General features: G+C 58.7%; 26 protein-coding genes. 12 read left to right on the top strand and 14 right to left on the bottom strand.

Annotation, left to right across the window (positions count from 1 at the left end):
* The first annotated feature begins 50 nt into the window (after window positions 1-50).
* The 12 genes from VBE63_RS08315 to VBE63_RS08260 all read left to right on the top strand — a co-directional run bounded on the left by VBE63_RS08315 (window position 51) and on the right by VBE63_RS08260 (window position 5,387).
* The gene (locus VBE63_RS08315) at window positions 51-269 is read left to right on the top strand and encodes a hypothetical protein (RefSeq protein WP_323682550.1); all 219 of its coding nucleotides are present in this window, start codon (window positions 51-53) and stop codon (window positions 267-269) included.
* A gap of 259 nt (window positions 270-528) precedes the next feature.
* Window positions 529-759: a hypothetical protein gene (locus tag VBE63_RS08310; RefSeq protein WP_323682549.1), complete on the top strand. Its 231-nt coding sequence runs from the start codon at window positions 529-531 to the stop codon at window positions 757-759.
* An 8-nt stretch (window positions 760-767) separates the two neighbouring features.
* Window positions 768-1,415, top strand: coding sequence for an FAD-dependent thymidylate synthase (thyX, locus tag VBE63_RS08305; RefSeq protein WP_323682548.1), 648 nt, complete (start codon window positions 768-770; stop codon window positions 1,413-1,415).
* Window positions 1,408-1,617 carry a hypothetical protein gene (locus VBE63_RS08300; RefSeq protein ID WP_323682547.1) on the top strand — a complete coding sequence of 70 codons (210 nt, stop codon included), beginning with the start codon at window positions 1,408-1,410 and terminating at the stop codon, window positions 1,615-1,617. The genes thyX and VBE63_RS08300 overlap by 8 nt, the downstream gene beginning before the upstream one ends.
* A gap of 11 nt (window positions 1,618-1,628) precedes the next feature.
* The gene (locus VBE63_RS08295) at window positions 1,629-1,853 is read left to right on the top strand and encodes a hypothetical protein (RefSeq protein WP_323682546.1); all 225 of its coding nucleotides are present in this window, start codon (window positions 1,629-1,631) and stop codon (window positions 1,851-1,853) included.
* A gap of 32 nt (window positions 1,854-1,885) precedes the next feature.
* Complete coding sequence (locus tag VBE63_RS08290; protein ID WP_323682545.1) at window positions 1,886-2,083, top strand: hypothetical protein; 198 nt, start codon at window positions 1,886-1,888, stop codon at window positions 2,081-2,083.
* Window positions 2,080-2,451, top strand: a complete 372-nt coding sequence (locus VBE63_RS08285; RefSeq protein ID WP_323682544.1) for a hypothetical protein — start codon at window positions 2,080-2,082, stop codon at window positions 2,449-2,451. Before VBE63_RS08290 ends, VBE63_RS08285 begins: the two co-directional genes overlap by 4 nt.
* Before the next feature lie 121 nt (window positions 2,452-2,572).
* On the top strand, window positions 2,573-2,791 hold the full coding sequence (locus VBE63_RS08280) for a hypothetical protein (RefSeq protein WP_323682542.1): 219 nt from the start codon (window positions 2,573-2,575) through the stop codon (window positions 2,789-2,791).
* A gap of 151 nt (window positions 2,792-2,942) precedes the next feature.
* On the top strand, window positions 2,943-3,719 hold the full coding sequence (locus tag VBE63_RS08275; RefSeq protein ID WP_323682541.1) for a glycoside hydrolase family protein: 777 nt from the start codon (window positions 2,943-2,945) through the stop codon (window positions 3,717-3,719).
* A gap of 337 nt (window positions 3,720-4,056) precedes the next feature.
* Window positions 4,057-4,599: a dCTP deaminase domain-containing protein gene (locus VBE63_RS08270; RefSeq protein WP_323682540.1), complete on the top strand. Its 543-nt coding sequence runs from the start codon at window positions 4,057-4,059 to the stop codon at window positions 4,597-4,599.
* A complete protein-coding gene (locus tag VBE63_RS08265) occupies window positions 4,596-5,000 on the top strand; it encodes a dATP/dGTP diphosphohydrolase domain-containing protein (RefSeq protein ID WP_323682539.1) in 405 nt (134 codons plus the stop codon). Before VBE63_RS08270 ends, VBE63_RS08265 begins: the two co-directional genes overlap by 4 nt.
* Window positions 5,001-5,180: 180 nt before the next feature.
* Complete coding sequence (locus VBE63_RS08260; RefSeq protein ID WP_323682538.1) at window positions 5,181-5,387, top strand: Rha family transcriptional regulator; 207 nt, start codon at window positions 5,181-5,183, stop codon at window positions 5,385-5,387.
* A 360-nt stretch (window positions 5,388-5,747) separates the two neighbouring features.
* On the opposite strand, the gene VBE63_RS08255 is transcribed toward VBE63_RS08260, so the two are convergent.
* The 14 genes from VBE63_RS08255 to VBE63_RS08190 form a co-directional block, all read right to left on the bottom strand.
* Window positions 5,748-6,722 (bottom strand): site-specific integrase, encoded by a 975-nt coding sequence (locus VBE63_RS08255; RefSeq protein WP_323682537.1) that lies wholly within the window; start codon window positions 6,720-6,722, stop codon window positions 5,748-5,750.
* Window positions 6,723-6,972: 250 nt separating this feature from the next.
* The gene (locus VBE63_RS08250; RefSeq protein ID WP_323682536.1) at window positions 6,973-14,463 is read right to left on the bottom strand and encodes a PLxRFG domain-containing protein; all 7,491 of its coding nucleotides are present in this window, start codon (window positions 14,461-14,463) and stop codon (window positions 6,973-6,975) included.
* Between the two features lie 2 nt (window positions 14,464-14,465).
* Window positions 14,466-16,127, bottom strand: coding sequence for a hypothetical protein (locus VBE63_RS08245; protein ID WP_323682535.1), 1,662 nt, complete (start codon window positions 16,125-16,127; stop codon window positions 14,466-14,468).
* A 2-nt stretch (window positions 16,128-16,129) separates the two neighbouring features.
* Entirely contained in the window at window positions 16,130-17,491 is a 1,362-nt protein-coding gene (locus tag VBE63_RS08240) for a hypothetical protein (protein WP_323682534.1), read from the bottom strand.
* A gap of 112 nt (window positions 17,492-17,603) precedes the next feature.
* The gene (locus VBE63_RS08235) at window positions 17,604-18,356 is read right to left on the bottom strand and encodes a hypothetical protein (protein WP_323682533.1); all 753 of its coding nucleotides are present in this window, start codon (window positions 18,354-18,356) and stop codon (window positions 17,604-17,606) included.
* A gap of 3 nt (window positions 18,357-18,359) precedes the next feature.
* Window positions 18,360-19,265: a hypothetical protein gene (locus VBE63_RS08230; protein WP_323682532.1), complete on the bottom strand. Its 906-nt coding sequence runs from the start codon at window positions 19,263-19,265 to the stop codon at window positions 18,360-18,362.
* Window positions 19,262-20,692, bottom strand: coding sequence for a hypothetical protein (locus VBE63_RS08225; protein WP_323682531.1), 1,431 nt, complete (start codon window positions 20,690-20,692; stop codon window positions 19,262-19,264). Before VBE63_RS08225 ends, VBE63_RS08230 begins: the two co-directional genes overlap by 4 nt.
* A complete protein-coding gene (locus VBE63_RS08220) occupies window positions 20,689-21,453 on the bottom strand; it encodes a hypothetical protein (RefSeq protein WP_323682530.1) in 765 nt (254 codons plus the stop codon). The genes VBE63_RS08225 and VBE63_RS08220 overlap by 4 nt, the downstream gene beginning before the upstream one ends.
* The gene (locus VBE63_RS08215) at window positions 21,443-23,089 is read right to left on the bottom strand and encodes a hypothetical protein (RefSeq protein ID WP_323682529.1); all 1,647 of its coding nucleotides are present in this window, start codon (window positions 23,087-23,089) and stop codon (window positions 21,443-21,445) included. The genes VBE63_RS08220 and VBE63_RS08215 overlap by 11 nt, the downstream gene beginning before the upstream one ends.
* Complete coding sequence (locus VBE63_RS08210) at window positions 23,089-23,865, bottom strand: hypothetical protein (RefSeq protein ID WP_323682528.1); 777 nt, start codon at window positions 23,863-23,865, stop codon at window positions 23,089-23,091. The genes VBE63_RS08215 and VBE63_RS08210 overlap by 1 nt, the downstream gene beginning before the upstream one ends.
* Window positions 23,866-23,867: 2 nt before the next feature.
* Window positions 23,868-24,320 (bottom strand): hypothetical protein, encoded by a 453-nt coding sequence (locus tag VBE63_RS08205; protein WP_323682527.1) that lies wholly within the window; start codon window positions 24,318-24,320, stop codon window positions 23,868-23,870.
* Window positions 24,321-24,387: 67 nt separating this feature from the next.
* Window positions 24,388-24,684, bottom strand: a complete 297-nt coding sequence (locus tag VBE63_RS08200; protein WP_323682526.1) for a hypothetical protein — start codon at window positions 24,682-24,684, stop codon at window positions 24,388-24,390.
* 375 nt (window positions 24,685-25,059) lie between these two features.
* Window positions 25,060-25,341 (bottom strand): hypothetical protein, encoded by a 282-nt coding sequence (locus tag VBE63_RS08195; protein ID WP_323682525.1) that lies wholly within the window; start codon window positions 25,339-25,341, stop codon window positions 25,060-25,062.
* Window positions 25,338-25,946: a hypothetical protein gene (locus VBE63_RS08190; protein ID WP_323682524.1), complete on the bottom strand. Its 609-nt coding sequence runs from the start codon at window positions 25,944-25,946 to the stop codon at window positions 25,338-25,340. Before VBE63_RS08190 ends, VBE63_RS08195 begins: the two co-directional genes overlap by 4 nt.
* Window positions 25,947-26,010: the final 64 nt, after the last annotated feature.

The following is a 26,010-nucleotide window of genomic DNA, read 5'->3' as shown; positions in this document are numbered from 1 at the left end:
ATGCGTGTCGGGGCAGTACGCCGGCACCACTCAGACTAGAGGTTTACACCATGATTGAAGAAGTCAAATCCTTCCGCACCCCAGACGGTAAGTTTTTCGCCTCCAAGCAAGAGGCGATGATCCACATGCACCGCAAGGCATACCTGGAGCGCGCCGAGGCGTTTGCTGCAGCCAAGAATCTTGAGGGTGCCAGCAAGACGCGAGCGATCAACATCATCGCGGACTACTGCGCGTTTGAGGAGTTGGAAGAGGAGCGGGAGGCAGCTTGACTGTCACCGTGGGCTCAACAGCTCGCTAGCGAGTGTACAGACGAGGAACTGCAACAGCTCCTCCACACGCTGGCGTGATCAGGCACGGCGCCTTGCGGTCATCAAGATTAACGTCTGGATGGGATACAACCGTAAGGCGCTTTTCTTTGTCTGCTGTAGGAGGTTGAGATGTTTATTTTAGGTGTGTTAGCCGGCGTCACAATCGGCGTCGTCATCTGCGCGACGTTGTTCGCGATGTGCCACCTGCAGGACTAACCGCATGTCCATGTCACGCGCCCAGATGGGGCTTTTGTATCGGCTGATCCAGGCCGAGCGGCGCTATTGGCTGAACGGTTGCGGTGACCCCAGCACCCGGTACATCCCACTCAAGTCTGAGTACGAGCGCAAAACGGCCCGGTCACTGGTCGATTTCGGGCTGGCATCGTTTGACGACGCGAGCAAAGTGCTCCCAGACATCGCTCTGGATGCAGGGGCACCGCACAATCTATAGGGGGAAGAATGAAAGCTGAACTGTTAGCATCACTAGGAAGCGACCTGATGGTCGCCAATGCTGCTCGCGTTTCGATGGGCAAATGGAAAGATCGATTCGATGAGCAGGACATTAAGCTCATTAACTACCTCGCCCGCAATGGGCACGCGTCGCCGTTTTTCCACCCACAGATTCAATTCCGAATCACGGCACCGATCTTCGTCGCCCGTCAATGGTTTCGCTCCAATGTGGGGGTGGCTCGCAACGAAGTGAGCCGCAGGTACGTCGATGATGAACCCAAGTTCTTCATTCCCGATGAATGGCGATCCAGACCAGACGGCTCGATTAAGCAAGGGAGTGGTAACGCTGTCCCACAACCCATTGAGGAGAAAACCCAGGCTAACTATCAGAACATCGTAGAGTTTGCTCAGTGGTCCTACATGGAAGCGATTGGGGATGGGGTGGCCCCCGAGCAAGCTCGCATGATTCTCCCGCAGTCAATGGAAACGCAATGGATCGAGACCGCGAGCTTAATGGCCTACGCCCGCATCTGCAAGCTGCGACTTGATCCCCATGCACAGGCTGAGATTCGAGACCTCGCTACGCAGGTGTATGGAGTCGTCGCAGAACTGTTCCCGTACTCCTGGCAAAGCTTAATGGAGAGAAACGATGATTGATACGAGTGGCACACTAGACGACACGACGCACTTCGCAGCCTTTGTGTTAGCAGTCGTGGTCATTTCGACCGCTGTTTTTACTTGGTTGGTAGCGGACACTACCCACAAAAAAGAGGCGATAGAGCAAGGCTGCGCCCGGTACAACCCGCAAACCGCTGAGTTTGAATGGGTAAAATCTCAACAACCCGACCCGCCAACATAAAGGCAAACACGATGGAAAACCAACACAGACAGATCAAAGGTTACCGCGAGCTAAGCCAGGCTGAGATTGACTTAATGAATGTCATCAAACAAAAGGGCGTAGAACTGGGGAATCTTATCGATGATTTCCGAGCTATGAAAGACATTGACCAGCGATGGGTTAGCATCGGCGCTACTGATCTGCAGACCGGACTGATGGCTTTGGCGCGCGCCGTAGCGCGACCTGAGTTCTTCTAACCGAACTGGGCAGCGTTGGTGGGAGGTGAAGAATGACGACTTGCAGAGGCTGCAAATACGCTGATCCGTTATATGGCGAGTATTTGGAAAACGAAGACGCCATCATTTCCTGCGAGTGGGAGCCCGAAAAGGGGCTGCCTTATGCGTGGATGTACGCAGTGAGAGAGGTCGTGGCTGTCCGGCTCAACGAGCAGCATAACTGCCCGCAGTATTTGGAGGTGGATCAGTGAACAAGCACCATATCGCGGCGGCGATCCTGCATTTGCTTAGAAAAATCGAGCTGTCACGCGCAGATGGGAAGCAGCTTCTGACTGCCGAAGAGCAAGAGCTGGTCGACGATTTCATCGCGCTGCTCGATAAGAAAAGCGCGCCCGAAAAGCCACTACCAGACGCGCGCTACTTATGCGCGGACTGCTACGAAGACTACTCATGGTCAGCTGCTCAGCTCTATTGGTCCAATCCGCTAAAAGATTGGTATTGCGAGGGCTGCTTTTCCTGCGGCTTAACGAACACGGCAGCCCGCGTGATTCTTTCCCTTGTAGGGTCTGGGTGGATACACACGACGAGGCTGCCGCCTAATTTGGAGATGAGAGAATGACATGGGAACAGTTAGACAGGCGATTCCAAAACGTCGCGATCTTTAGCGCAACCGATGCGAATTACGAAGTGGCGTACCAAGAAAGCCTGGAGCCGATGCTAATGGGCGCGGAGATGAACCGATGAGCTGCTGGACTAAAGAAGAGCTTGAAAACATGCTTTTCGACGTTGTTAACGTCCTCGATTTGTCTGATTGGATGTTCGAAGAACATGGTCCTGCAGGGACGGCACCGGCAGAGTTGGTGAGGCTGGTTATCGAGCAAAAAGATCGCGAGATCGAGATGCTGAAGCGCGGCTTCGTTGCCGTATACCCGCTAGCTGGGCGGAATCGCGCTACCTAATTGGAGATAAGCCGATGAATTACGCAACAAGGTCGAGAGCGCTGATGACGACAGCCTGGTTTTTGCACGGCGAGAGAACAGTAACCGCCCTGTCAGTAATGACAGAGCATCACTACAAAAGAATGGCGCGTCGCTGCCAGGGGTGTGGGGGATGACTGAGCAGCAAAAATGCCAGAATCGAGAACAACTTCCACCAAAACCACGGGGCACCCAAGCAAGCATGAACATCTCAGAAGCTGGAATCGAACTCATCAAACGCTTTGAGGGCGTCAAGCTGCAAGCCTATGACGACGGCGTCGGGGTTATCACCATTGGCTACGGCCACACCAAAGGCGTGAGGTGGGGCGACACGATCACGCAAGATGAAGCAGAGAACCTACTGCAAGAAGACCTAGAACAATTCGAGCGCTGCGTCACCGACGCGGTTGATGTCCCGCTGAACCAGAATCAGTATGACGCGCTAGTCTCGTTCGCGTTCAACGTCGGTTGTGGCGCATTGCGCCGATCGACCCTCCTGACCAAACTCAACGCGGGCGATTACCAGGGTGCTGCAGATCAACTGCTTCGATGGAATCGTGGTGGCGGAAAGGTGATGAGGGGGCTAGTGCTCCGACGCCAGGCTGAGCGAGAGCTGTTTTTATCCGAGCCGTTCAAGTCACCTGACTACGAAGACCGCATTCGTGAAGTCGAACCCACCCCATTCAACGATTGCCAAGTCCTCGCGCTCAGCGAAGGCGACAAAGGCCCCTGTGTTCAGCGGTTGCAGATGGCTTTGAACCGATGGTCAGGGACAAGAGTCCTGACACCTGATGGGATATTTGGGTTTATTACCCAAGGTGTCGTTCGGCAGTTCCAATTTCAAAAGGAGCTAACAAGAGACGGCGTTGTCGGCCCACACACCTGGAGAGCACTGGAGGATTACCTATGAGCGATCTCAAAGCAGCAGCGTTTGCGCCAGTGCAGCCGAGCAGTGCGTGGGTGAGCGGGACTCCGCCGGGAGCACAGGCTTTTCAGCAGGGGAAATATTACAAGATGAGTCGGGGTCGGCTCTGGTATCACGACGGGATTGAATGGTGCCTGTCGACTCGTAAGCTATGGGAGGTTCCTGGTGTATACGAAGCCTGACGCGATAGTGCAATGTCAGATGTGTGTCCATTGGGGGCTATTGCGCTGCGAGCTTTCAGAATCGCACTTCCCAGACCGAGGGCACCTCTGTCCCCGGTTTTACCTCGACCCTTTATTCCCACACGACGGAGAGGCCGAGCGTGCTGATTACGTACAACAAGCTGGTTGAGTTAGTTGGACGGGGCGTTGTTGAGAACGTCGAGCCTGAGCAAATCAACGGGGCGTCGATCGACGTGCGGCTGGGGACGACACTCCTAGTTGAAGACCCCAACGGGGGTAAACGGGTGCGGCTCGATGACAGAAAAGACCCACTGCCGCTAATGCGCCTGCCCTTAACCTCCGAAGGGTACTGGGAGCTACATCCGGGTGCGTTCGCCCTCGCGAGCACTATGGAGCGATTCAACCTGCCGGATGATATTGCGTTTGAGTTTAAGCTGCGCAGCAACATTGCCCGGCGAGCGTGCAATCACTTACTCGCCGGGTGGGCAGACCCCGGATTCAACAACGCGGAATTAACGCTTGAGCTGAAAAATGCCTCGCAATACTCAATGCTCTTACTAAAGCCTGGCCTGTCGATAGGCCAGCTCGTATTCTGGGTTGGTGAGCCGGTGCCGCTGTCGAGAAGCTACCGAACAGTCGGGTCGTTCAACGGGCAGCAAGGTCCAACAAAGGTGGCTGTATGAGAACACGACAAAGCTGGAAGACACGCTCCGCCAAAGAAAAGCGCGAGATAATGGATGCCGCCATCGCCGGGATCATCGAGGTCGGTCGCGACAACCTTCACGTACCAGGCGCCAAAGATGACGCGGGCAAGCCACGCATGGGGCTGGTGCTCTTCGGCTTCCAGAACGCCCTGGTCGAAGTCGCCAAGGTCGGCACCTTCGGGGCCAAGAAGTATTCAGACAACGGCTGGGAGCACGTCGATGATGGCCAGGCCCGCTACACCGACGCCATGCTCCGGCACATCTTCGGAGCGGGAAACACAGACCCCGAGACGGGCCTGCTACACATGGCGCATGCCGCCTGGAACTGCCTCGCAGTGTTAGAACTTATGCTCAGGAATCGTGAGTGGGAGGATGACTAACAAGGATTGACGCGGGGGCTAACAGGAGCTATGTTAGTCCTCAGCAGGGGGTGGCTCCCCGGCGCCAGCAACAAGAGTCAGACCCCACGGGTCTGGGAAGCAGATTGTTAGTCGGTCTTTCTTGTTGCTACGACTCACAATCTCCGGTCGCCAACCGGTCCCAGACCCGTGGGGTTTTTCATGTCTGCCATCATCGCAATGACCGCCGCCCTGTCCATGACCAGCAAGGAGATTGCCGAGCTGACGGGGAAGACGCACGCACACGTTATGCGCGACATTCGCGCCATGGTCGATCGACTAGAGGCCGATCCAGATTTGGATTTTCGAGTAGAAACAACGACTTACACAGACGAAGGCGGCGCCGAGTATTCTGCGAGACTATGTTAGCCACAACCCGCAGCTAGTTGAAGCAGTAAATTACATCGCTGGAAGGAAAGAGGGTATTACTAGAATTGTAACTTTGTCGCATTACTGCTTCTTTTTCTACCTCGCTTCTAAGGCGGACAAAACAAAAGCAGTTGAGTTTACTGAGCGGTTCCGCAACGGAACAAACTTAGAGGCTACGTCACCTATTCTATTATTGCGAAATCGGCTGATAGATGCGCGCACAGCGAAGACGGTGCTAAAACCACGGTACAAACTTGCGTTGGTTTTCAAAGCCTGGAGACTGTGGAAAGCAGGGCAGCCCACACGGGCCTTGCGTGTCAGAGAAGACGGCCCGTATCCGGAAAAGAACTTATGGGAGACCTAACCCAACTTCTCCGTGACCTTTGCCACACTCGGCTGCGTGTAGATTTTCAAGCTGCGCCAGTCCGAGTGTCGGCTGATCATCGCCACTTCCTGCACTGTCAGACCCTTCTCGAATAGTCGCGAGACCGCCTCATGCCTCAGATCGTGGGGTCGCAGGTCCGTGATTCCCACCCGCTTCAGGGCTCGATTAAACGCTTGCGTGATCGAGTCCGGCCTCATCCCAAACCCCTCCTCTGGCATCCCCTCCAAAAGTCGACGCGCTTTCATCGAGATCGGAATCAGCGTCGTCCCGCCCATCTTGTCGTCAATCACCCACAACCCCTCACCCACCAGCGCACTGCGCTTTAGCTTCGCCACCTCCTCACGTCGTAGTCCCGTCTCAATCATCAGTCGCACAATCACCCGCATGCGCGGGTTGTCCTTCAGGCCGCGTAGCAGGCGCTTGTACTCTCCTGGCCGCAGCCGCCGCGTGCGCTTGACCTTGGGTTTGAGAACGCGCTTGGACTCCAGATACTTCTGCGCGGATCGAATCGCCCCCGGCTCGGGACGGTAGCCCCACTCATCCCTGGCGTGGGTCAGAATGCCGGAGAGCTGCATCAGCTCGCGGCGCACCGTATCCGAGCAGACCGACTTCAGACGTCTGCGGGCGTAGGCGATGATGGCGCCCTTGTCTAGCTCCGCAACCGTGAGATGCCCCAGCTCCGCTAGGAACAGCCGCAGGCGGCTCGTCTCATTGACGTGCCCACGCTTGGCTTGCACATTCCCCTCATCCTCATAGCGCTTCAGCAGCTTGCTCAGCGGGTCGGTTCCCGGCATCTCGCCGGGACGCGTGGTGTCGAGCTGAACCTCTTGGGTTCGGACCCAGCGCTCGGCTGCCTTCTTGGTGGCGAATAGACGAGAGACCGGGCGGTGTCCTTTGCGGCGAATCTGGGCTCGCCACTTGCCAGAAGAGAGGGGGTAAATCGAGGCCATGGTGTGTGCAAATCGTGTGCAGTCGCTAAATGGAGTCGTGGGGCAACCCCTGACAAATCAGGATATTACACGCGCACAAAAAAGCCCGCAAGATGCGGGCAACTAGGAGGATTATTCTGCTAAGTCGTTGATTTAGTTGGTGGAGCTGAGGGGGATCGAACCCCTGACCTCCGCATTGCGAATGCAATTTCGCATTAATAAAATCAAAGACTTAGGCAGGCCGTGTGCAAATAGTGTGCAGTGAAATCCGTCATTGTGCAAACCGCCCAGCGTCCAGGTATGGGCGCATCTGCTCGTTGATCACCACTCCAGTCGCATCACGCTGCCGCTGGTTGTCTCGGCGCCGGTCAGTGGATCGCCGCAGTGTCTTGTAGGTGATGCGAGCGTGAGGGTTGCGCTGGTTGAAGGCTGTGATCGCCTTCCTGGCTTGTGCGCGCTCACGTCCACTGTCTGCCTGGTGGAAGTCCGCGATGAGCTTCTTCTTGGCACTCTCCACCCCCATACGGGCACCCTGGATCGCACTGTTGCGCTCGTAGTAGCGCGACTTCTTCGCCGGCGTGATACCAAGCAGCTGGTAGATTTTCTCCAGCGAGGTGAACTGATCCGGCCCCAGGATCACGTCGCCGTCGCGCTCGGTCAGCCCCTCCGTACTCAGCTCGTGGGCGCGGGCCAGGTCGCGGACCATCTTCAGCGGCACCGCCTTCTCCATGAAGTTCTGCACATCTCCCTCGGCGAGACTCATCGCCCCATCCCACATCCCCACCGCATTACTCACCGGCGCTCCTGCGAGCGCAAACAACATCTCCTTAAACGTATCCTCAGTCGTGTCGTCGCGTCCCGAGCGCGTGTAGGCGAATGGGTTCATCAGGTCACCTTGGCCCATGCGCTTACCCATCGCCATGCCAGTGAGCGTGTCGAGCGCGCCTTGGTTCAGGTAGTCCGCCGCCCACCCCGCGTTGTCGTGGATGAAGTTCTTGAGGGAGCGCTCAAGGTCGATGTCATCCTCCTCATCTCCAAACCCAAGCGCTGCGGCGATCGTGCTCGCCAGGCTCAGACCACCTGCGACGAAGGGCAGACCAAACACCCCCGAGGTCGCCGTCAGACTGGCTGACAACCATGCCATGGTGGAGCGCGCTTCGCGCCGCACCTTTGGGTCTTTGGACCAGAACGCATCCTTGAACGTCGAGACCGCCAAGTAGGTCATGGCTTGTTGGAAGCGATAGAACTGGAAAGCCAGCTTGGCGCCATCTCGACCGACGATTGGCAGCTTCTGCATGTGCCTCGCCGCGTTGGATGGTGAGTAGTCCACCTGCGTCGTGTCGACCGCCTCCCGAGCGAAGGCTAAGGACTTGGCGTGGTCCTGCGTCTGCTCGTACCTGATGCGATAGGCCGAGAGCGCGGTCGCCGTCCGGTTCATAATCTCAATCGCATGAGTCGGCGCATTCAGTGATCGTGTCGTGCGCTCAAGGACATCACTCTTGCCCGCAGAGACCGCGCCCAGGTCATAGGTGATGGTAAAGTCGAGCGAGCCGGAGTCGACCAGGTCGTTGATGACGCGCCGCTCCTGTGCGGTGAAGTCGCTCTTGCTCGGGTCGAAGTCCACCATGACTTCTCCCTGCGTATGCAGAGAGATCGCTTTGCGCACCCGGTTCATGTCTTTCAGCAACATGCCCAGGGTCTGTGGCATCCGGTTGCCGTTGCGTGCGGCCAGCCAGGGGGCGGTGATTGCCGGCGTCTGCGAGAGGTTGAGCAGCATGTAGGCCGGGGAGGCGCCCAGGTAGCCCATATAGGAGAGCTTGGTCAGCCCACGGACAAACCCCGTGCCTTCATAGCGCTCAAAGGCCAGCTCGCTTCGCTTCTGAATCTCATTGGCCAGTGCCCGCGCCTCCGTGTCTCCACCTCGACCCGAAGTGACTAGCTCTCGGGTGGCGTCCTGAATATCCCGCAGATGCGTCAATCGACTCAGGGTGTGAGCGCGGAATTGCGCCGCTGCCGCGAACTTACCACGCATGTCGGCGTTGTCTTCATAGATGCCCTCACGCTTGAGTGACTGCTTGAGTGCGTGGCTTTCTGGCAGCGCGCTAATGAGCATGGTCTCGTACTGGGCTTTGAGCTGATTGACGACCTTGCTGTCGAGTCCGATGTCGCTGAGCAGGTCTTCAAACTGCTTCATCTCAGGGCGCAACAACTGCCCGCTGGGGCCAGGCTTGAATGTGCTCTCATTGTCATAGGCGACAAACCCTCGACGCTCCAAGGCTTTGCGGTGCTGAATGGCTGCCCGCTGGGATTTGTGCGCGGTCTGGATGTAGTGCTCGCTTTTTTTGCGCATCTCCCGATAGCGCTTGACCTCCGCCTCCGTCGCGGTGTCATTCTGGACCTTGGCGTCCAGCGCGGCCATTTCCGGCGACATGCCGACCGTATAGAAGTCGCCAATGCGGGTGAGGGAGAAGTAGGGCTTTTTGCCCTGGCGCCCCAGCTTGTCGAGCACCTTAATCAGCTCTTGCGTGCGTGGCGATGCGCTCTCCCGATTCATCGACTTCACATAGTCGCGAGCGGCTTTCAAGTCCTCCTCGAAATGATCCCGCGCCGCCCGGTAGACGTCCGTCGCTTTCGCTGCCGTATTGGGTACGCGGCGATCCATCTGTTCGAGCTGCTTCCACAGGCGATTGATCTCGTGCTCTTCGTGAGTCGACGCTTGGCGATCCCCGGTCTCAGGGTCGTAGCCAGCCAGTGTGGCCCGCTGCATGACTTGGTTGAGGAGATTGGTGCGTGCTTTATCCAAGCTGGCCCAACTCCGGTCGATCTCCTCAGCACGATTGAGCCAGCGCTTAGCCAGCGCCTCCATGCTTTTGAATGAAGAAGCCAGCGTGCGAAGGGCAGGGTGGTTGTCACCGAAGCGCTCAGCGATCTGGCCGAGCGTCATCCAGCCCAAGAGTTGTTTGATTGAGCTTTTGCCACCGGACTCAAGTGCTGAGTCGAGCGCGTCTTTGAGTGCAGAGACATGGGCGGGCGGGGCGTTGACACCGAACTGCATCCGGCCAAGATCGCCACTAGGGGCGCCCTCTGTGGTCGTGGATTCAGCGCTCTGGGTGCCCCGCATCTCCAGCTTGGCCGCGCCATAGGCCAAGTCCACCACGTCTTGTGGTGTCAGGCTGTCGATGTTCTTGATGCCCAGCCGGCGCAGCGCCCGCTTAAACGCCGCCCACAACGTGTTGAACCAGCGACCGAGGTCAGACTTCATGTCCAGCGCCGTCGGGTCCACACCGGCTGCCACGGCCTCTTCGACGAAGTAGGCGATCAGCTCACTGTGTTTGGTCTCCGGGTCGGCACCCTTGGTCGCGTCGCTCATCCGACCCCAGGCGCGCAGCGCGATGCTCTGGGCTTGGGTCATGGTCCCCGAATCAGCGGAGAGGCGCGCCTCAACGGCCCACTCGGCGATCTTACTGTGTAGCCGGTCGTACTGCGCTGGAGAAAGAATCGTCTCCAGGCCGACATGGGCGCCAACTTCGTGGAGGAACTTGCCCAGCTCCGTCCCGGACTCGATGCGATCCAAGATGAAATGCGCGTGCTTGACACCGTTGCGATCGGGCACGACCCAACCGTAGGCGCCTTTGTCGACGCCTTGCTGGCCTTCGGCGGGAACGTCTTGGGCGCTGTCGTAGACGTGGAGTTTCCAGGACGACCCGATGCCCAGAACATCTTTGATCGTCTGCGTGAACGCCTCACGAGTCGTCGGGTTGGCGACCTGGTCGTGACCATAGCGCGTGTCGCCGTCTGGCTCAGCCGCGTCCAGGTCCGTGCTAGCCTCCACCAGAGACTCGCCCGCCATGAGCTTGCTATAGAGACGCTGGGCCTCGTCATTGCGAAGCCGCTGGTCCTTAAAGCCAGTCAGGCGGTCTACCAGAACAGCATAGTCATCCGGCGCACTCTGTTTGATCGTCGTAAGCTGGCGGAGTGCGTCCCCAAGGGGAGCCGGCTTACCATCCGTCGTCTTCGGCATGGCTGCGTGCCACGCATAGATGACAGCCTTGTCGTGAGATGTTCGCTCCTTGCGTGTTGACGCTACACCTTCCGATTGTCCTTCGGCAGCGGGGGCCTCTTTGGATGGCGCGGTGCGACGCCGCCTGGTTCGGACTTCGACACGTGGCTTTGGCTTCTCAGCCGAAACGTCGGCCTCTCCGGATTCTTTGGCGGCTGCGGTGTCTTCTCCTCGGCTAGTCTCTGTGCTAGCTCCTGCTGCACCTCTTTGAACAGTGCTGGGTCGTTCGCCAATTTCTGAATCGACAATCCGCTCATTCTTGTAAGCTCCATGCGCCCCTAACAAGGCGTCAATATAGGAAGAACTGGACTCAATCCTGCTTCTTAGGTCAGCCCGCTCTCGTAAGGATAGCTCAGACCAAGGCACGCCGCCTCGTGCATCAACAATCTGGCCCCAAAGCGTAGAGAATGTAGTCTCTTCGGCTTCAGAGAACGTCGCTGCTTTCTCAATCGCATCCAGCTCAGCCTTCTGCAGCTCCCACTCTGCCAGCGCTCGGTTCTCCTGCTCGACAGCGGATGTACTGGCCAGATCGTCGGGCTTGGCTTCAGCAGCTTCCTTGAAAGAAACCTCGCTTTCCGCCACTCCACGGCGAGCCGCGAGCGCGCGTCGGTAACGGGTCAGCTCTTTGCGCAGGGAAGGGGCTTTAAGCCCGGACCCTTTTGTCTGCTCTTGGTCCTGCCCAGTGCTCTTGCCAAACTCGGCGGCGAAAGACTTACGCCACGCCTCCTGGATGTCGCGCACCTGCTCTCGTAAGAGGCCGATCTTGGTCTTGTTAGCCGGTGTATTCGGCTTCGCTTCGAGGTCTGCGATCTTATCGAGTACGTCAGCCGCACGCTTCAGCGCGCGGTCAATCTTCGCTGTTGAACCCTTATTCTCACCTCCTCCTTGGATCGCTAGCTCTTCTGAGACGCGACGATAGACTTCGCCCCACGCACCAGTGGGGTCGTTGTTGTCTGTCATCTGATCATGCGCAAACGCTCTCAGCGATCTAACAGCTTGTTGGTCACTCCAATCAAGTTCGCCCTCCACAAGCTCGCTAACACGCTGCTTGTTCTCTTCCCGACGCGCCTCCGATACTTGCCCCCTCAGATACTTTCCTGTGCCGAACGAAAGCTCGCCAGCCGCTGCTTCGGCTTCTGCCGTCGTCTCATCCGCCGCGTTATATGCTTCGTTGCCAGAAACATCATCTCCGACATACGCCTCATCACTAACCTGTGCTTGTCCTGTTAGTTCGCTAAGCGCTTGCGCGTCGTCTTCTTGACGAGCATCGTCTTGCGCCAGCGCGTTTCTCAGTGCAGTAGCCTCTTGATCCAGCGCTTCGGACTGCTCATAAAGCGTTCGTAGCGTCGGAGAAACCGCATCCAACTTCTCAAGCGCTTTCCTCATTTGCTGTGAGTGATTAGCGGAAGACTTCTCCCCGTCCCGAACTTGGCCATGAGCCAGCGTGTTGAGTATGGTCTCTCGCTGCCCTTCCGGCAGAAACTCAACAACCCCTTGCAAGCGCTGAGCAATCTCAGAGCGCTGCTGGTCGATCTGCTGGAGTCGAGCGCGCGGGTCAGCTGCTGGAGTCGGAGGCGAGGACGCTTTCAGAGCGGCGATGCGTGCTTGAACAGCCTCAATCATCTTCGTGATCGACGCGCTCGATGTCGACACATCGCCGGTCGGCAGAACATGGCCTGATTCCTCAAGCGCGCGTTGCAGACGCGCCGGGTCGGTCTCACCCTGGGCGCTCATCGCCAGCCGCTTCATCGCCCCGACGTTAGCCTTGTTTCGCTTCGTGAAGTCGCTCGACTGAAAAAGACCTGACGTCGCTACCGGGGCAGGCTGAGCAGGGAAAGAGACCGGGCGTGGGCGAGCCGCTGGGCCAGGCGTCGGCGGAGGTTGCGCGACCGTGTTCGCTTGCGGCGCTGCAGGCGCTGGTGCTGTTGCTCCGGTGACTCCAGTCGGTGGAGTTGGGGGTGCCGTGGTACGCGTCTGTGATGCCGCATTGAGTGGTGAAGTCGCTTCGCCATCTTCAGTTGTAGAGGTCGTCTCGTCGTCTAGCGTGAGCCCCCGCCGCTTCAGCTCTAAGTCATAGATCGCTCGCACCCAAGTCGACTTGGATGCTTGCTTCCGACGAGCCTCGGCCTTGAGCGCGCCGTCATCGAGGGTGGACACATGCTCAATGCGCTTCGCCACCGCATAGTTGACGTGGCTGGGGTTATTCCGCTGAAGTGTCTTGTTAGGGTCGACGGGGGATGTCGGATCGTTAGCCAGATCGATCAGCTGGTCAGCTAACTCGCTCGTCTTGTTAGGGTCTGTCGGGGGAGCTTCTGAGCGCGCGGTGGACGTCTCGACGTCTGCTTGAGGTGGCGCGCCTAGCAGATTGCTGGGCTCGACGGGACGAGGTAGTTGCGCTTGTGCGCTGGGCTGCCCAACTGGAGGCGCAGCTCGACCGGCAATCTCGACCAAAGGCGATGGAGACTGTGGCTCAATCGGGGATTGGCCGACTTCGGGCGTACCCTCCTGAGTGTCCCGGCCAGCCATCAAGTCCACAGGCTTGCCACCAGGGATGAGGTTGAACGCGGCACCCATGCCCGCACCGGCCAGCGTACCCTGAGCCATCGCGCTCGGCACACCCTGCAAGAAGGGCTTGTCCTGGGCGATGTTGGAGACAGTCTGCTCCATGCCTGATTGCAGCAGCTCTTCACCCGCTTCGATGCCGGTGCCAACAACAAGACGCGGGCCGTAGCTGAGCATGTCTCGCCCTTCACGAACCGCCGCATCCTGAGCCGCGTCACGTCCTGCACGGGAGAACGCCTGGTTGACGTCGCCAGCTCCCAATCGGTTAGCCAGCGTGCCGCCTGCCGCACCCACACCCGCACCAAGCACTGCCGTCACACCACCCGCAAGCGCCGCCTCGTCTGGATGAACGCCTTCCTTGAGCAGCTGGCCGGTCTGCTGTCCGCCCATGACAAGACCCTCACCCGCGAAGGGGGAGAGGCGGCTGACTGTATCCGCAGCACGCTGGCCGATGACCCCACGGGCGGCTTGACCCGCTTTGGCAACAAGTCCACCAGCGCCTAAGCCCGCCACAAGGGAGGGAGTCGACCCGGCGATCAGGTTAGGCGCGATCCGTCCCGCGTTCGACCCGTAATGAGCTAACCACTCCCCGAGCTGTAAGTCATTCCACGCTTGCTGAACTTCGTTGAACCCACCCTGGCCGGTCAGGGCCGAGCCGAGTGCGCCGGTGAAGGCGTTCATGCCGGTGGACTGATCGAGCGCGGCGGTGCGCTGATTCAGCGCCTGCTGCTCGGGGCTGTACTGCAGGTCCATGCGCTGCTCGTAGGCATCCCCGGAAAGCCCCGTCAGATCGGCCAACCCCTCAGCCAATCGGGTTGCCGGGGCGAACCCTTCGACCTCGTTGCCGGTGACCGCGCCAACGGCGTAGCGAGAGGGCGCCGTCAGGATCGAAGCGCCCATGTCGATGAGGCCGGGAACGCCCTCAGTGACGAAGTTGACGGCTTCCTTCTTCAGCGAGGTCCACATATCCCCGCCGAGTCCCTGATTCTGCCCGTACTGTGTCGCGTCGAGACCCAGATCAAGCGCCACCAAGGCTTGATCTCGCCCAGTGGTTTTAGACAGGAAGCCAACGATCTCAGCGTCTGACGCATCGCCGATCTTGTCCGCGTGGCGCTCGCGAAGGGTGTCGATCAGGGACATGCTTAGAATGCTCCAAAGGCTTGATCGTAGATCGTCGCCATGTCAGGCCCGCCGCTCGGTTGTTGGTACGGTCGCCCTGTGGATAAGGCTTTGTAGCGCGCTTGATGAGCCGCCATCACCTGCGGCAGCAGCTCTTGGGTCAGCGTCTGTCTTTGTGCAGACGTGCATTGACCGCCAGGTAGTTGAGCACACTTCGCTTCGACTGCTCCATACAGCGCCTCGTCGACCGTCTTCTGCTCGGACGCCGACACAGAACGCGCTTCGTCGGACGAGGCCGCTGACGTCAAGCCCAGGTGGCCTGCCATGGTCAGTGCATCGGTGGTCATGGATTTGCCGTCCGGACCCACCAGGTCGAACTTCATCGTGCGCGCTGGTCCGACCCCCGGCATATCGGTCTGGGCCTCCTCGATGTTTGTGAGGTCGTAGCCTAGCGATTGAGCCAGCTGGGTCGCCTGATCCACCATGCCAGCGTTGATGTACTGCAGCATTAGCTTCGTGCGCGTCAGGCCGGCTTCTTGCCGCTTCAGCTCACGCGTAAAGGCGGCGTCTTCGCGCGCCGTCTCGGCGTTCTCAGATAGGCGAGTCTCTTGGCGTTGAGCGAGACCATGCGCTTGATCGCTCTGGCGAGTCCGGTTGAAGTCCGTCGCTCGGCCTGCCGCCTGACTGGCGATCTCCCAGGGGTCTCGGCCAAATGTGCCGGCGCCGGCGCCCATGTGCCACATGAACTCCACAGCACCGTCTGGAGTTGTGGGGTCTCCCTGGAAGCTCTGCATGTGCGCGGCAAACCCTTTGGAGGCGAGCTGGGCGAGCACGGGCGCCGCTTGTTCGAGCTGGTTGTGCCGGAAGGCGTCGATGACGATCTCTTGGTAGAGCTGTGCGGCGCGTGAGACGTCGGGCGCCTGATGAGCCTGCTGACCTGGACCTGCCGCCTGACCGCCTGCCGCCTGACCACCCCCACCGTCGCCACCGTGGCGCGTTCCATAATCCGATAGTCGCGTGCCGTTGGTGTCGGCAGGGTTGTACTGGCCTCCCGTCTTGAGAAACCGCCCCATACCGGCGCTGCCGCCGAGGTGGGCCATCGAGCGCAGTGCGTTCTGTGTGATCGGCACACCGCCCACAGTTTGGCCAATGTACTGATCGAGCCCGTTCTGCTGGATATAACGGTCGATGTCGTTGAAGTGCCAGCGCGCGACTCGCTCTTGCTGCTCCGGGCTGTTGAGGAAACTCTGAGGGTCGACCTTCTCGCCGGTCGCGCGCTCATAGTCCTGCAAGCGGGCTTGGCCGAACTGGTACTTGCCAAAATGGCCCGCAAGTCCACCCGCGCCTGTGACGTTGTTGCGCGCCTGGTAGTTTCCGCCGCTCTCATTCTGGACCAGGCTGTCCGGGATGCCTACTGGCTGGGCAAGACCACCAGACAAGGGGGCAGGCGCGTGAGCCGTTGCTGCCGGCACAGGCCCTTGAGAGCCTGCTGACGCCATCGCTGGTTGGGGGGAGGCTAGACCTCCGCCTGGAGCTTGATAGTACGCCTGGAGCTTGTCTGCGGTCTGCTGGCGCCATTGCTCTGCCTCTCGCTCTTTGCGCTTGGCTTCCTCCTCTTCTTGCTCACGTCCAGCACGCTCATACGCATTGCGCGCGACGTCCATGTAGTATCGAATGTCGGCCATGGTTAGCCCCCTGCTACGCCGGAGTTGAAGACCGAGCCCCAATCAACTTTTTTAGCAAGCGTGCCGCCTATATCCGCAATGGCGGTTCCCCACGGCGACGGCGACCCGGCTTGCGCGCCTTGCTGCGCGTTTGTGCCACCAAAAGCAGAGACGATGTAGTTGTTGGCGTTGCCGATCAAGCCACTGGCGTTGTACTGAGTCGTCAAGAAGTCGTTATACAGACCCCTAGAATCGTCCAGCGCACGCGATTGGCCCATAGAAGACGTGCTGTGTAGAGAGCCTAACGTGTCTAACGTGCTTAGCCCTAGCCGCCCCATGTTGTAGTCGCGATCGTTCATCGCGTTGAGCGCTCCGATCTGCGCTTGCAGACCCGCGCCATACATGCTGGCATTCGCGGCAGTCTGAGCGTTCGCCATGCTCGCCCGAGCATTAACACCCGCATTGTGCATACTGGATTGAGCGCCGAGCTGATGCCCGTAGATGTTCGTCGCGTTGCCCATGCGCGACTGTTCTAGGCCGGCCAGCATATTCATGTGGCTCTGGTCATAGCCGCTGCGAATATCCAACGCCTGGTTACCCAACTGACCTAACACGGCGCTCTGCTGTGCGGCGGCTCCGAGCCGGTCAAAGCCAACCTGATCAGCTGTCATCCGGGCGTTATTCATCGCGTTCGTTGTTTGCGCCGAGTGTTGAAGCGCCGAGACTCGCTGCGCCTCTTGCGCGCGTCCGGTCCCTGGCCCCACGCCCATCGAGGCGTTAGCCCGACGTGAAGCGTCTTGCGCTTGGGCGAAGGAGCGAGCTGAATCGCCCGCCACTTGCCTGGCGAGGTGCTCCGCGTAGCCTGGTGAGCTGAAGTTCTGCGCCGCCTGATTGAGCTGCTGAAACGTCGGCATGACGAAATCGCCAAACGCATCCCCGTACATGCTCACCGTGTTGTTGAACGCCTCCAGCAGCTCGCTGTTGATCTGTGGGGCTTGGTACGTCGTCGCGCCATCAGGAGCGTCGAGAAGCGCAGCGGGAGCAGTGTTGGCCCCGCTACCGCTGGCAGTAGGGCGCGACGACAGCGATGTGCCGAGACCACCAAGCGCTCCTTGAAATGCCGTGTTGCCGGCTTGAGCCTGCGACAAGAAATCGCTTGCTTGTGGGACCAACACGCCGGTGAGTCCCTGAACCGTATTGCTAAAGTTCGCCGCATTGCTAAGCCCTTCCTGAGCGTGTGGCAGCTGCCATTGCAAAGCGTTCGCGCCATGCTGTCCGTAAGCCTCCGCGCGATTGTAGAGGTCGTTCTGAAACTGCCACATGGCGTTGTGGCCGGCTTGAGTAAAGCCGGGGGTCGACGGCTTCGCTTTTTCACCGCCTCCCATGCTGTTCCCGATCAAACTAGCGCCTGCTGACACAAGCGCGGGAGCGATTGCTGCCCAAACCATAACCGTGCCCCTTTAACTGATAAGACTTAGCGTAGCAGAATACCGTGCTTCACACCCCTGGAGCGCATGGCCCTTTCGGGTTCCAAGGACGCCAAGGTTTGTCTGGGTCAAGCGGTCCTTTCGGGAGACAAGGCGCTTCAGGATACCAAGGTCGGCCCGGATTCGTTCCATCATACACCAACTCAATGTGCAGCCTCCAATTCGAGCCCATTCCCACGCGCCCTAATGCGCGGGCACCTGTACGCTCTTTCAACACATACAGCACTGAGAAACGATCGCGCTGTCGGCGCATACAGACTTTCCCATCGGCCAAATAGAACAACAGAATGTCCGAAGCGGCTGTCTGAGTCACCCGCTTATCGTCCAGACACAGCCGGGGAGAGCGCATTCCAGGGATCACATCGACCACCGTCTTAGCCCGATCTGAGTCGTACCAGTAGAGCTTCCCAATCGCCCCATCGACAAAAGCCGCCGCCGGTCGCATGTTCTGATCAAACGCTAGGGCCACTTCCCGCACGTCAGCCACCGGCCAGAGTCGACGCGGAGGAATATCCGAGTTGCCCGGCGCATCGAGGACCAATCCGCGCCAATCGCCCGCCCACTGGCCGTCATAGCGATTACACGGAGCCAACATCCCCCGCAGTCGCCACGTCTGCACGTTATAGCCCTGAGACGGATCACCGACATCCACCCCGCCGCGTTCGTAATCAATCCAAGGGCAGCGATAGGCGAACCAGGTGTCAGGGTCCAGAATCTCCCCCACCGCAGGATCGCCCGACAACACATCACCCGGCATCGCCATCGCTCAATCCTCGTAACGCCCCCATTGTGTGCGGAAAGTCATCGAGAGCAGATCGGCGTCGGTCTTCATAAACGGCGGGTCGACCGAGAACTGATACGCGCCAAGTCCTTGTGAGCGGAACAAGAACGCTGTAATACCCGCCGCAAAATTCGCCCTCGTTAGACTCCAATAAAACTCAGTGTCTCGCTGATAGCTGCCTACACTGTATGCCTTAACCGACCCACCGCTACTTGCCTCCGAACTCACTCCTGTTGGCGTTGAAAACTCATCGCCCAAAGCACCGTCGTAAACAACAGTGGGGTAATCAGCCCGTGACCCAAACTCCACCCCGTTTTGTATCCCCCATCCTGACCGATAGCCCCCGTTACCCAAGTCGGCGGGCCGCACAACCGCTGTCCGAGTCCCGGACGGGGTGCTGAAGGTAAATGTCTCGTCGGCCTGCGGGGCGTAATTGAACAGCCGGTAGGTGACGTACAGCATCTCATCGGAAAGCACCGTGATCGTCGTCGGATTGCCATTCACATCCACAAACAGCGCCCGCGAGAATAGCCCGCCACTGCTCCAGCCGACGCCTACCTCGGACATATTGCCAACGACGGCACCCAGGCCAAACTCCCAGCTCACCTGGTAACGCCCCCCAAACGGCGCTTCCATCAGCCGGCCACTCGAAGCGTTCTTGCGATTACTTGTGCCAGCCACATGCTGCTCAAGGGCCGAGTCAGTCGCCTGGGGAACCACCGTCCCGGTGCCGACATGGCACTCATTCAAGAAGTCGCTGCCACTCCCCACGCGGTCGAGACCGGCATTCGTGACGATGTTCGGCATCCAATGAGAGCGATAGCGAACCGTGCGGTCGGCCTTGAGTACCTGGACTTGATACTCGCCTGAAAATCGAACCGGAATAATCATTGTCTATACAGCCTGTAGCGCCGAGAGGTGAACACGGTCGTGATTTCCCCGAGGTACTCCCTATCTTCGTGCTGGGCCACCGTGACCTCAGCGTCGAAAGCGCCGGTCGACTCAGCGATTGAGAAGGTGAGCGTGTAGCCCTCTGCCGTTACCGCCCCATACGCAGCCGAGACACCTGTCTCTGCCGTCTTCGCGTTCACAGAGGCGATCACGTCATCGCTCGGGAATACCGTATCGGACGCGGACTCCCATGTCTCAATGTGGACGGAATCGCCCTCAGCAGGGAGCACGCCAAGCACCAGTCGCTGTGTCGGCCAGAACTCAGCGTCGACGCTTTCGATCCAGGTGGAGGGGTCGATCGGCTCCTCGGGGTCTGTCGGGTCTGTTGGCTCCTCCGGCTCAGGATACGACTCACCCGGCGTATGCGGCGTGCCCGGATCGCCCTCCGGCTCAGGATACGACTCACCCGGCGTATGCGGCGTGCCCGGATCGCCCTCACCGTCGCTCGAACTACCGCAGCGTGCCCAAGACAGATCAAAAGTAAAGTGGATGCGCTGGTGGTCCTCTAGTGCGATCTCGGGTGTGAAGTCGACCTGCCAAGTGCCTCCGTTACTATGGTGCACATCAAGCCAATCCCTCCCCTGACCGAATTGCAAGCCGTCAATCATACCCGTCAGGCCAGGGCCGAACTGAACATCGAACGTCAGTCTATGGCTTCCAGGTATATAACTCCTTCGACGCGAGTAGGAATCAGTGCCACTAGCTTTTAGTTCGCTTGGGTCGCCTAACACCCAAGAGCCATCCAGACGTATCTTATTTTTAGTGCCGTCAGCTGGTGCCTTCCAACGAAACAACGGCTCGCCTGGCTTAAAATTCCACCCTGAGTAGCTTAGCCAAATGTGCTTATGGCCCGTGTTGATTGGGAACGCCACACAATCCCGCATCGCCCCCGCAACCTCAACACTAAATTCGTAGCTTTCCGTCGGAATACACTGACGAAATTCCCACATCACATAGAGGCGATCCACATCACCATCTAAAAGCAACTCAACAGGGAGCAACGCCCGCGAGAACAGATTGCTGCTGCCCGGCCCAATCCCCACCTCGCTCACAGGGCCAGCAATCGAACCAATACCTGATCGATAGGTTATTTTATACCCGCGATACGGAGGTGTTTCTGCAGTCCCGTCCGTAAACGCTCTGCCAAGGTAGTCAACCGAAGCCACATAGCGTCCGAGCGCCACGTCATCATAACGGGCATCCGCCGTACCCGAGCCTACATAGCAGTTAACACCATAGTCGTCGTGATACCCAATCAAATCCATCCCATTATCCGTGATGAGATTGTCAAACCAAGGCGTCTCTTGGGTAATCACCCCCTCGCGCTCCACCCACACCTTGTACAACCCTTGGACTTGAATCTTCACTCTAACCCACCACTCACAATAGACGCGGATGATGTAATCATCTCATTCGGCGCAGTCGCAAAGATGCCCGGCTTCAAGAACCCTGTTAGCCGCACTGTCGTTGTGATCGCTTCCGCAACCTCGGCATAAACCCGAGTATCTGCAATCCATCCGCCCGTCACTTCCAACGAAGGCGTATACGCATCCCAACTTTCAGTAAAGATGCTATTCCAAATGATCTCGATATACCCGCCCGTCACCACCAATGACGGCACATACGCATCCCACGTCCCTTGGTAGAATTGCCCCCGCATTACCTGCGACGACGCCTTCATCTCCTCGATGAACTCCAGTGGATACATCAAGGACGTCACCCACTCGCCTTCGGGCGAGTCGCAGTTTTTCTCTTCCGGGCAAATCTCGGGCTGCTCGCGGACCATCATCTCGCGGACCCGCTCAAAAAACCGCCGAACATCCTGCTCAGCAGACGAACTCAAATGCGGAAGCGTGTCTCGGGGATTCAGCCACTCGCGCCCGAACTCATCCTCGCGCCACTTCGGGATGCACTCAGACGGCACCGCCCGGCGCAACTCCTCGCGAATGCGGCGAATCAGTTTGCGCAAATCCTCTGGGATTTGGCTGGAGACATGCGGTAGGCGATGGTTCGGCCAAGCTCGATAGCCGGATGGCTGCGTCAGCGCGCGTCGCAACTCATCCGTGAACGCTCGCAGATCAGCGGGGATGTCGCTGGTGATCGTCGGCAGACGGGTGTCACGACTCATACAGCTCTTGCGACGACTGAGCGAGCGTGATCTTAGTCACCTCATGCTGCCCGCTCAGTTCGACCTCCCAATCCCGACCCACGATTACCGGCAGGCGAAACGCCCGACGCGATGCCACCTCATGCACAAATCGCTCTCGGCCATCGACGATCAGCCGGAACGTCACCGGGTAGCCATACGCCTCCACATGCCCCCAAGAAAACCAGCTTTCGTGAGGCACATCGAAACGCTTTGAGCGCCAGGTGTAGATTTCCTGCACCCCCTCGTTCCAGACGCGGAGTGAGCGACTGTCCAGGACATAGAGTTGATCTGAGCGAAGGTCTGAGAACCCACCCAAATACGGCAGATCATGTGTGATGAGCACGCCCCTGCCTGGATCGAAGACGAACCCACTCAGCGGCACCTCGGAGGTGACCTCAGAGTCCTGGTAGCGAATCTCATGCGTCTTGCGTGGGTGAAAAGCGTGGTAACGACCATCATGTGCGTAGCCATGTAGGTTCTCGATGTCGAACCACTCCTGCCACTGCTCGCGAGTGAACAACGCGTCGGTGACGTTGGACGAGCCCCCAGGAGAGAGGGCAATCAATCCGTCCGGGCTTGCGTAAAGCACCGAGCCCCCAAGCGAAACGATGCTCTGCTTGCTGACACACGACTGCTCCACGGGGCTGCGAACCATTACCATTGAGTCTGGGTGCGCCCCTTGAACGAAATACGGATGCCCTTTGGTCAGCACAACGAGCGTAGTGTCGAGTGCGCCCAAACCGACGATTGGATAGTCCACCGTCAGCCGATAGGCTTCAGGCCAAGAGTAGGGACGATAAGGGTCGCAGAAATACAGGTCTCGATCGTGGAAGCCGGCAACGATGCCGTTGGGCAAATTCACGATGCCACGCAAGCCCTCGGGTGGCTCCATCGTCAAAGGCATCAACTCCCCAAGCATCTCGGGAGGAAGTGCATCGCTCGCAAACGGCGCCCCTGATTCGCCCTCTACAGAGAACTCATCGAGTCCCAACTCAGCTACAAACAAGAACGACCCACCAGCGGAGCGGTAAATCCGCACGCCGGTTGCAAAATGCCCGTCGCTCGCCGGCAGCGTCGGATAACTGCCTGTGCCGGGAAACGTCAATCGAACCACGTCTGACAACGGGCAGACACTCACCATCTGCGACGGCTCAGCCGGAGCCGACTCCATGATCATCCCATCGATCTCGCGTATCCAGGTCCAGGTATAGAGGCGCGTCTCCGCGTAGCTCGTCTCGTAGGTGCGCTTAAGGATGTCCTCGTCCGTCTCGCCCCACTTGAACCACAGCGCCTTCGTGGGGTCCGGGTCGGTGAGGTAGAGGAACAGCGTGTCACTCAACCGCGCCACTCCCATATCCGCTGCGGGAATCGCCCCTGCAATATCGACATGAAGCGCCCTCGCGTCGGTGTTCGAGGAGATCGAGATCGTCGTCCACGTCTCGCCTTCGTCGAGCGAGAATGATGGCGGTGCACTCGTATCGAACCGAGACCAGACCTCTTTGCCGATCGGGATCAAAGCGCCGACACCGTGCACCGACACCCATAGCGGCACCTCGGGAGCAGGCAAGCCCAGGCGAACAGCCGTCGGCGATTTAACCCATCCCGTCGTGCTCATTACGACCCCCAGGTCACGGTGAAGGGAGACCCAACGGTGATCTCCTCGCCGACAGGGCCATAAGCGCCGTGATGTACGGTGAAAACACGCCCGAGATAGGTCGACCCGAATCTGCCGCCATAACTCGACGGCAACGAAGCCAGCACAGCCGACTCGAGCGCACTCAGCGTGTTGTAGGTGCCATTGATCGCCGCGTTCAGACCCGAAAGATCAACGGGCTCAGTCGTCGCAATCGCCCCGCCCGAGATAGAGACGGGGCCAGAGGCTAGCGCAAACGCATCCTCTAACGGGGCGATGATGATCCGCAGGGTCGATGCACCGGCATGAATCGAATCAAACACGCGTACATACGACGAATACACCTCACTGAAAGACGTACTACCCGTCGGTTCGTCCAGATCAGGAGGCTCGTAGGGGTCGTAAGGGGCCGGCTCAGGCGGTTCACTCAAGCCGTACATGTTCGCGTTCGTGATCTTCGGATAGCCGTCGCCCGTAAAAATCGTCCACTCCAGGTCGTCACCAGCGATCTGCCCCCGACAGACATCCACATCTGTCGACCAGGCAAACCAGACGCGCTCACTCAGCGTCCCACCCCACTTGTAAATGGTCTTCGTGCCCGATGGCAAGGTCACCGCGAGACTGCTCGCCGCTCTAAGTGGCTGCAGGGTCTGGCGACGGACGTCCACATTACGAGCGATCTGCGCCCCCTCCGCCGACAAGCGCGCCGGTGGCGTCCGGGGGGCAATTCCACTGCACTGGTCGATGACGATTTTCACCGCTAGCCCCCACCCATAAGCGCAATCACCTGAGCAAACAATCCGCGCTGTTCGGCAATCGCAGCGAGACCTAGCGCCAAAACACCAAACAACGTCGTCGCCCTCAGAATCGTCCGATGCAAACGCTCAACCTGTTCTGTACGGGTCTTCTCCTGCATGATCTCTTGCTGAATGTGTTCCTGGAGACTTTCAATTATGTCCGCTTGCCGCTCTGCTGCGCGTTCCAGCATTTTGTGCTGCGAACAAAGCTCTTCTCGGATTGATGTCGTCATTGCTTTAGTATCCGCTAATACTTGGCTTTGGTCATCAATCCGTCGCTCAAGCCGATCAATACGTCGCTCATTGCCATCCAATCGGCTGTTGACGTAGTCGAGGTTTGCTTGATGAGAGCGAAGTCTGGCGTGAGCCGCATCCACATCATGTGCAACATTCGCAGGCTCAAGAACTTGAGTCATGGCTATTCACGCCTCGTCCGGTAAACGGCAGCCTTAATAAAGACAGCGCAGTTCGATTAGCGTTGACTCAATTACCGCTGTGCCAAGGTCCGAAAGCGTCGCTGTGGCTAGCTGAGCGAGGTTTGGCGTCGGCTGCAGATGGCAACTCGGATGTGTCGGATTGCTCTGACACCCGATTGTGGATGCGACCAGCAGGATCAGGAAGCAGCGCTTCAAGCGCAGCACCAATCGCGACCCCCGCCGCAATAATCCCATCTTTCTGCTCCGGACTCAGGCCGATACCAATGAGCGTCAAAAACGCGACCAATGCACGCCAAGTGCTACGCTCGTCAAGACGTTCGACAAAGAAATGTGCGAGTTTCATGGCTCTACTCCTATTGACTCGTGTGTTGCTGTGATCTGTGTGTTAGTCGTTGCGCTGCTCGTGTTAGAGACGACGCTCGATTGGCTCGACTCGCGGACAGTATAGTCGCGAGCTGTGGTGTTGTTCGTTGTGCGCTCGACGGTGTTAATTGCGCCAGATGCGCTGCCAAGTGATTTCAGGACGTCGCCTCCAACAGCGATACCTACGACACTTGAGAGTCCGCCCGTCAGAACGCGGGCCATTTCAACTCTCGGGTCCGGTGCTTGGGGGCCATAGTACGTGCACTCGCCGGAGCATGTCAGTACCGGGCGCGCGGGGTTCGCAGCCATGCAGCTAGTGAGAAGAAGAGGGGCAAGCAGCGCTAAGCGTTTCACGTCAAATCTCTTGAATGCGGAAAATCAACTCATCCTCAAACACGCGACCTTCTTCAGTCGAGGTTGAAATCGTCACTTTGTATTGAGTGCCTGACACGCCTCCGCTCACCCAGAAACGCGCACGATCAGCAAGCGTCTGCACCTCACTGATAACTAACTCGCCAGCGGGTTCTACCGTCACGCTAGACTCTAGCGCGTTGTCGCTGACTGTTAGTGCGTCATTATACCAAACAGTGTACGAAAGTCGCTCACCGGGCTGCTGGTTAGCTGCGCCAAGTCTCATAATCCTCTCCTGTTTCGATCCCAGCTTGTGCCACGGCTAAACTTGGGCTGCAAAGCTGAGCGGGAAAACTCATACTGCTGTGCGGGACGAGAAAACTCGGCCTGCTGGGCCGAACGCGAGAACTCGGACTGCTGGGGTGGGCGAGAGAACGCCCGCCATAGCGGGTCGAACGACACGGGAGGCGTCATACTCGACGCAAAGCTAGCAGCGCTACTCTGCAGCCAAACATCGAGCGATCCGCGCAGAACCAGCTGCGCGTCAAACACCGCTACCCCGTCATCCAGTCGCGCGGCAAAGGCGCTTCTGTTGACAACCGTCGCGTCGAACGAGGCCGTCGTGTTAGCCAGCTCGGCAGACAGCGAGCCATGAAAGATCAGCCTCGCCCCAGCCTCAGCCTCAAGCAACGCCGCGTCGTCTGCCAGCTGAACACGGAGCGGACCCTTCGGTCCCGGCCCATACGTTTCAGCCGAGAGCGACGCCTGAGCATCATCAAGAGCGGCAAAAAACCGCTTCGGGATCGTGTCGTGCGCTCGCGGTCTTGTGTAGGCGACCCCTCCCGCATCGAGATCGACCGTGTCGCCAAAGGGAGGGCGCGTGTAGCTCATTAAAGTGGCGGCGTGAGAACAATACGATCGACGACGTCGTTGCGCAGATCAGTATCGTCACTAG

Origin of the sequence: Lamprobacter sp. (assembly GCF_034860625.1) — a bacterium.
Taxonomy (GTDB): Bacteria; Pseudomonadota; Gammaproteobacteria; order Chromatiales; family Chromatiaceae; genus Lamprobacter.
Note: the sequence above shows the minus strand (reverse complement) of the source record. Positions and strands in the feature narration are given on the sequence as shown.

Coding starts and splice junctions, on each gene's coding strand:
- VBE63_RS08315 (WP_323682550.1), top strand. CDS start 51: ATGATTGAAGAAGTCAAATCCTTCCGCACCCCAGACGGTAAGTTTTTC.
- VBE63_RS08310 (WP_323682549.1), top strand. CDS start 529: ATGTCCATGTCACGCGCCCAGATGGGGCTTTTGTATCGGCTGATCCAG.
- thyX (WP_323682548.1), top strand. CDS start 768: ATGAAAGCTGAACTGTTAGCATCACTAGGAAGCGACCTGATGGTCGCC.
- VBE63_RS08300 (WP_323682547.1), top strand. CDS start 1,408: ATGATTGATACGAGTGGCACACTAGACGACACGACGCACTTCGCAGCC.
- VBE63_RS08295 (WP_323682546.1), top strand. CDS start 1,629: ATGGAAAACCAACACAGACAGATCAAAGGTTACCGCGAGCTAAGCCAG.
- VBE63_RS08290 (WP_323682545.1), top strand. CDS start 1,886: ATGACGACTTGCAGAGGCTGCAAATACGCTGATCCGTTATATGGCGAG.
- VBE63_RS08280 (WP_323682542.1), top strand. CDS start 2,573: ATGAGCTGCTGGACTAAAGAAGAGCTTGAAAACATGCTTTTCGACGTT.
- VBE63_RS08275 (WP_323682541.1), top strand. CDS start 2,943: ATGACTGAGCAGCAAAAATGCCAGAATCGAGAACAACTTCCACCAAAA.
- VBE63_RS08265 (WP_323682539.1), top strand. CDS start 4,596: ATGAGAACACGACAAAGCTGGAAGACACGCTCCGCCAAAGAAAAGCGC.
- VBE63_RS08260 (WP_323682538.1), top strand. CDS start 5,181: ATGTCTGCCATCATCGCAATGACCGCCGCCCTGTCCATGACCAGCAAG.
- VBE63_RS08255 (WP_323682537.1), bottom strand. CDS start 6,722: ATGGCCTCGATTTACCCCCTCTCTTCTGGCAAGTGGCGAGCCCAGATT.
- VBE63_RS08250 (WP_323682536.1), bottom strand. CDS start 14,463: ATGTCCCTGATCGACACCCTTCGCGAGCGCCACGCGGACAAGATCGGC.
- VBE63_RS08245 (WP_323682535.1), bottom strand. CDS start 16,127: ATGGCCGACATTCGATACTACATGGACGTCGCGCGCAATGCGTATGAG.
- VBE63_RS08240 (WP_323682534.1), bottom strand. CDS start 17,491: ATGGGAGGCGGTGAAAAAGCGAAGCCGTCGACCCCCGGCTTTACTCAA.
- VBE63_RS08235 (WP_323682533.1), bottom strand. CDS start 18,356: ATGGCGATGCCGGGTGATGTGTTGTCGGGCGATCCTGCGGTGGGGGAG.
- VBE63_RS08230 (WP_323682532.1), bottom strand. CDS start 19,265: ATGATTATTCCGGTTCGATTTTCAGGCGAGTATCAAGTCCAGGTACTC.
- VBE63_RS08220 (WP_323682530.1), bottom strand. CDS start 21,453: ATGAGTCGTGACACCCGTCTGCCGACGATCACCAGCGACATCCCCGCT.
- VBE63_RS08215 (WP_323682529.1), bottom strand. CDS start 23,089: ATGAGCACGACGGGATGGGTTAAATCGCCGACGGCTGTTCGCCTGGGC.
- VBE63_RS08205 (WP_323682527.1), bottom strand. CDS start 24,320: ATGACTCAAGTTCTTGAGCCTGCGAATGTTGCACATGATGTGGATGCG.
- VBE63_RS08200 (WP_323682526.1), bottom strand. CDS start 24,684: ATGAAACTCGCACATTTCTTTGTCGAACGTCTTGACGAGCGTAGCACT.
- VBE63_RS08195 (WP_323682525.1), bottom strand. CDS start 25,341: ATGAGACTTGGCGCAGCTAACCAGCAGCCCGGTGAGCGACTTTCGTAC.
- VBE63_RS08190 (WP_323682524.1), bottom strand. CDS start 25,946: ATGAGCTACACGCGCCCTCCCTTTGGCGACACGGTCGATCTCGATGCG.